The following is a 5,404-nucleotide window of genomic DNA, read 5'->3' as shown; positions in this document are numbered from 1 at the left end:
TGGCAAGTATTGTTTTTTGGTAATTGTTAACTTTTAACTTGGTCTTGATTGATTGCATTTGAACTGGTAAACCATGAAAAAAAGTCTTTGATTTTTTAGCCTAATTTTAATTTATGATAGCAGATAATCAGCAGTTCTTCAATATTTATTAATATTTGTCTAACTTTGTCCAATTATTTGGCTTCAGTAATTAACCCTCACATACAGGAGCAAGATGCTCCTACTGCTGAAGAATTACAGCGGTTTTCCTGCACAGTAGACTACAGTAGGGGCGATTTTTATTTAAGTAGACAACAAAGTAGGGACGTTGCATGGAACGTCCCTACAAGGTTATCATTTTACCTCTCTCAAAGACGGTTAAAATTCTCCTGCTAAAGCAGCAACACAACGTTCACAAATAGTCGGGTCTTCTGAGGAGACACCGACATGAGTAGAATAATTCCAACAGCGATCGCATTTCTCGCCATCTGCTTTGACTACTCCTACACCTAAAGAATCTGATATAGATTTATATTCAAGATTTTCTAGAGCTTCTGGAGATTCTAATAATTCTACTTGAGAAGTAATAAACAGATAACGTAATTCATCAACTCCATTACCAGTCATCATGGCTTTAATATTTTTTGGTTGCTGAGGTAAAGTTTCTGTTTCTACTACTTGTGGAACAGGGGGTAAATCTACTTTTTTAGGAGGTACAAAAACTCCTTCTGGAGATACTAAGGTTGCTGACTGTTTAACTGTATTGTCTGTTGATTTTTTCGGTTTCGGTGATAAAGCTCCTTTACCTAATATATCTTCAGCAGTAAATTTGATTTTTTCTGACAAACTTCGCCGAGTTTTAGTCAACAACAAATTATGAGTAACAAAGCGAATTGTGTAAATAATTCCTACCAATTCCATTATGGAATTTACTACGGGTATTTGGTGGATTGTTGTTACTACTGTTAGTGTCACTCTGATCAATAACAATAATATAACAACAAAAAATACTCCCCCTAATGCTTTTTGATATGCACTAAATACTTTGCTCAAAATATCAGGAAAGTCTGATAAAAAATCCTGAGTCTGAGCAAAATTATCACCAGATTTTGGCGGATTATTAGGAGTTGTATTTTCTGTTATTTCTGGTTCAGTTTCGATTTTAGCTTCTAGAAATTCTGACTGACTTTTTTCTCCTTCAGCAGTAAGGTTAAAAGATTCCATTTGCTCTCGCAATTCAGTATCTTTTACATACAATAATACCTTTGCTTCTAGAGGCGCACCGATAGATTTTTCTGCCCTTGCTTTTTCCAATACTTTGTTAACTTCAGTGCGAGTTTTTCGTAACTCTTCCCATAATTTAACTAATTCTGGGTTATGCCATTTTGACTCTAATTTTACCCACCCAGACTCAAATACAGATTTGTAGGGAGTCGGATAAGGAAGATTTTGCCAAATATCTTCCGCCATGTGAGGTAAAACAGGAGCGATCGCTTTGGCTAAGTTTTCTACAGCTATAGCTAAGACTGTCTGACAACTGCGCCGTCTGAAAGCGTCGGTCGCACTAATATAAAGTCGGTCTTTGGCAATATCTAAATAAAAGTTGGATAAGTCAACGACACAGAAATTTTGAACTGTTTGGAAAAAGCGGAAATATTGAAATTTATCAAAACCATCCTTGACTTCAGCAAACACCTCTGTTATCCGATGCAACATATAACGGTCTAACTCTGGCATTTCCTCATAAGCAACAGCATCTTTTGCTGGATCGAAATCATGGATATTCCCCAACAAAAACCGCGCCGTGTTTCTAATTTTGCGATAAATATCTGCTGTTTGCTTGAGAATATTTTTACCGAGGGGTACGTCAGAAGAATAGTCTACGGAGGAAACCCACAAACGCAAAATATCTGCACCGTAAGGAGGTTCCTGTTTTTGGTTTTTGCCACCTTCAATAACTATTGATGGATCTACCACATTTCCCAGAGACTTACTCATTTTGCGACCGTTTTCGTCAAGCACAAACCCGTGAGTCAAAACTGTTTTATATGGTGCAACACCGTTAGTAGCAATACTGGTGAGCAAACTTGACTGAAACCAACCGCGATGTTGGTCGGAACCTTCCAAATATATATCAACTGGATATTTTAACCCTTCCCTTTGTTGAGCAACTGCTGCCCAAGATGAACCAGAGTCAAACCAAACATCCATTGTATCTGTACCTTTCTGATACTTGTCAGCATCTTTACGGTATTTTTCTGGTAAAAGCTCCTCCACCGACATTTCCCACCAAGCATCAGAACCTTTTTCGGCAATAATTTTTTGCACATGAGCGATCGTATCCTCATTCAGTAAAGGTTCCCCAGTCTGTTCGTTATAGAAGACAGGAATAGGTACACCCCAACTTCTTTGTCGAGAAATACACCAGTCAGAGCGATCGCTCACCATTGGTGTAATGCGGTTTTCTCCTTGAGCGGGTATCCAGTTCACATCAGCGATCGCCTTGACTGCTTCATCCCGGAAACCCTCAACGGAAGCAAACCATTGTTCGGTTGCTCGGAAAATAGTTGGTTTTTTGGTGCGCCAGTCGTAGGGATATTTATGTTCGTAGGGTTCCTCTTTCAGGAGAGAATTAACATTTTGCAGTGCTTCAATAATGGCAACATTTCCCTCTTTTAATACATTCAACCCCTCAAACTCTCCTGCTTCGGCAGTAAATTTACCATTGCCATCCACAGGCGACAAAATTGGTAAACTATAACGTTGCCCTACAATATAGTCTTCCTGACCGTGACCTGGAGCGGTGTGAACTAAACCTGTACCTGAGTCAGTAGTAACGTAGTCGCCGCCAATGAGAATTTTACTTTCTCGCTCAAACAGTGGGTGTTGATAAGTGCAGTTTTCTAAGTCTTGACCTTTAACTGTCGCTACAGGTGTTAAAGTTGTGCCGAGAGTTGCCGACAAACGTTCGACTGCTTCTGCTGCAACTATGAATAATTTGTCTTTTCCCATTGCATAGTCAGCATCAGGTTTGACAACAGCATAATCAAGTTCTGGGTTAACACTAACTGCCAAATTTCCAGGTATCGTCCAAGGTGTTGTCGTCCAGATAGCAACCCAGAGTTTTTTTAGATAAGGTTTGAGAGACTTTTCAACTGCTTTTGCCAACTTAGTAATTTTAAAAGCAGCATAAATACTCTGAGATGTGTGACCTTCAGGATATTCCAGTTCTGCTTCTGCAAGAGCAGTTTTAGAACTTGGACTCCAATGTACAGGTTTGAGACCACGATAAATGTAGCCTTTCAAAACCATTTTGCCAAATACCCCAATTTGAGCAGCTTCATATTCTGGGGTGAGAGTCATGTAGGGGTGTTCCCAGTCTCCCCAAACCCCATAACGTTTGAATGACTCACGTTGTTTGTCCACAGTTTCCAGAGCAAAATCTCTAGCTTTTTGACGTAATTCTATGGGTGTAAGTTTTGCCCTTTCTGCTGATTTAAGATTTTGAATAACTTTTAATTCGATGGGTAAACCGTGGCAGTCCCAACCAGGAACATAACGCACTTTTCGCCCCTGAAGAATTTGATAGCGGTTAATAATATCTTTAAGAATTTTATTCATGGCATGGCCAATATGTAGGTCGCCATTTGCATAAGGTGGGCCATCATGTAGGGTAAATATTTCCCCTGGGTTACTTTCCGAGAGACGTTCATAAATTTGTGATTCTGTCCAAAACTTTTGTAGTTCTGGTTCACGGGTGACTGAGTTTGCCCTCATATTAAAGTTAGTTTGGGGCAGGTTTACGGTGTCTTTATAGGATTTTGCTTCAACCATTTAGATTTTAGATTTTTCTGTTAGTATATTGAGAATTTTACAGAATTTTAGACTTATTTCTTTGTATCATCTTAAATATTAGGTGGGGATATAGGGATATGGGGAGATAGTGAATATAGTCATTTTTCCTATGGTTGGCAACATATTGAGGAAACCCATCTACGGAAGTCATGTAGGTTGTAAAAATAGAATTATATCAAATTCCGATAATCTTTTTCTTTCGTTCCTATATCAATTGCTAGCCAGAACCACTGTTTGTTATTTTTATTCCCAATAAGTTACCACATTTCATCACACTCTTCTGCCTTTTTTCCATCAAAGTCTAATTATTCAACCGGACATGATATAATTACAACCCTTATAACTTGCTATAAAAAAAATTGGATGCTAATAGAACAATATCTCGATCAATGTTTAAAGATGCTAGATGGTATTTATGGTTTACCCGAACCAGAAAGGTTGGAGAGGATTGAAAAATTTGTTAAATCCACTGTTTCTTTAACTCCAGATATTTACAGCCCAAAAAACTTAAAATACTTATTTTCTTATCCAGATCCCATCGGTGTTTTTGCCGATTTTGTATCTAGCTACATTAATTGTAATGTTCATACTGAAGAGTGTTCGCCAATTTTTACTCGTTGTGAAGTAGAAATGGTAGAAATTATGTTATCATTAGTGGGTTATACTGAAGGTGATGGAGTCTTTTACCCAGGTGGAACCTTATCTAATTTAGCATCTATATTCCTAGCCGTGCAAAGAGGAAAAGCTGATTTAGACAAATCAGTTATTATCGTTTCAGATCATTCTCATTACTCTGTTGGTAAAGCTGCAAAAATTTGCGGAATTAAACAAATTATTAATGTTAAAACTACAACAAAAGGAGTAGTTGATTTAGAAAATTTAAGAGAATTAGTGAGTAAAATTAAGGATGAAAATCTAGAGCTAATTTACTTTTGCTGTGTGATGGGTTCGACGACGTTGGGAACTTTCGATCCTGTAGAAGAAATCCTGGAAATATTCCAAGAATTTGCTGTGAAACCTTGGATTCATTTTGACGCAGCTTGGGGAGGAGGGGTTTATTTTAGTGAAGATGCTGCCTTTTACAGAAAACTGAGTTCTCTATCAGATTCTATTGTATTTGACTTCCATAAATTTCTTTCAGCCCCTCTATTATGTTCGGTATTTTTGGTTAGAGAAGAATCAGTTTTAGTGGATGAAGCAATAGCACTTAATGGTAATTATCTATTTACTAACAACCAGAATAGAAAATATAGTTTGAGCCTTAAGTCTTTACAATGTTCTCGAGAAGCTTATGCTTTCAAGTTATGGTTGATGTTTAAATATCATGGCATTGAACACTATAAAAACTTAATTCAAAAATACTATGAAAATCGGGAAGAATTCAAGAAAAAACTTTGCAATCGCGTTTTATATGTGGTTGAATCCCAGTATTTGAACCTTTGTTTCTGGTTTATTCCTAAAACAATGGAAGTGAAGGAAATCATTACAGATTACACAATAACAGAACTTGAGAAAATCGATCGACTTAATCTGGCTATCTATAATAAAGTGGTTGAAGAAGGCTTTATGA

The 5,404-nt window shown here is 37.3% G+C and carries 2 protein-coding genes; one reads left to right on the top strand and one right to left on the bottom strand.

The features are described 5' to 3' along the window. Positions 1–357: 357 nt before the first annotated feature. A complete protein-coding gene (gene ileS / locus AFK68_RS12300; protein ID WP_094673069.1) occupies positions 358–3,813 on the bottom strand; it encodes an isoleucine--tRNA ligase in 3,456 nt (1,151 codons plus the stop codon). A gap of 384 nt (positions 3,814–4,197) precedes the next feature. On the opposite strand from ileS, the gene AFK68_RS12295 reads away from it, so the two are divergent. Beyond that, a partial coding sequence (locus AFK68_RS12295) for an aminotransferase class I/II-fold pyridoxal phosphate-dependent enzyme (RefSeq protein WP_143437823.1) occupies positions 4,198–5,404 on the top strand: 1,207 nt, incomplete at its 3' end.

The sequence above is a fragment of the Hydrocoleum sp. CS-953 genome (assembly GCF_002260545.1).
GTDB lineage: Bacteria > Cyanobacteriota > Cyanobacteriia > Cyanobacteriales > Microcoleaceae > Trichodesmium.
Note: the sequence above shows the minus strand (reverse complement) of the source record. Positions and strands in the feature narration are given on the sequence as shown.

What these genes read in the sequence shown, in the direction of transcription:
- ileS (WP_094673069.1), bottom strand. Translation starts at nt 3,813, where the DNA reads ATGGTTGAAGCAAAATCCTATAAAGACACCGTAAACCTGCCCCAAACT.